Origin of the sequence: Lamprobacter sp. (assembly GCF_034860625.1) — a bacterium.
Classification (GTDB): Bacteria; Pseudomonadota; Gammaproteobacteria; order Chromatiales; family Chromatiaceae; genus Lamprobacter.
Genome location: NZ_JAYESN010000739.1, coordinates 1 through 577 on the forward strand (window position 1 = coordinate 1; position 577 = coordinate 577).

Below are 577 nucleotides of genomic sequence, written 5' to 3' on the forward strand. Positions count from 1 at the left end.
ATGATGTCGCTTGAGGAACTGGGCGCACCAGGTCGCGAGGAGGTGCGGCGGATTCTCGCCGAACAACGCGCCGCACAGCAGCGCGCCTCTGAACGCTTGCTTGGGCGCAGCGGGATTCCGGCGCGCTATCGTGACAAGACCTTTGCCAACTATCAGGCGGTCACCGCCGAGCAACGACGCGTACTTGGGCTCTGTCGCGCCTATGCGAACCATGTCCAGCGCGCGCCGCAAGGCGATAGCCTCATCCTGGTCGGCACCCCCGGCACCGGCAAGACCCATCTCGCCTGCGCGATCGTCGCCGAGGTGCTGACCGCCGGTCGCAGCGCCTTGTTGCTCTCGATGTCGGAGGCCTTGCGGATGATGCGGGCGAGTTTCGCGTCCGATGCCGCCTATAGTGAGCGCGAGGCCATTGCCATACTCACCCGTGTCGATCTGCTGGTCATGGATGAGGTCGGCATGGCGATCGGCAACGCTGACAAACGCCGGGCGATGCTGTTTGATGTGCTCGATGCCCGCTACAGCGACCTGCGCCCGACGGTGCTGGTCAGCAATCTGAGTCGCGATGAACTCACAGACT

General features: G+C 64.3%; 1 protein-coding gene. It reads left to right on the top strand.

Annotated features, from left to right (window positions below; translation table 11 throughout):
- On the top strand, window positions 1-577 hold a 577-nt coding region (locus VBE63_RS31075; protein ID WP_323686790.1), incomplete at both ends, for an ATP-binding protein.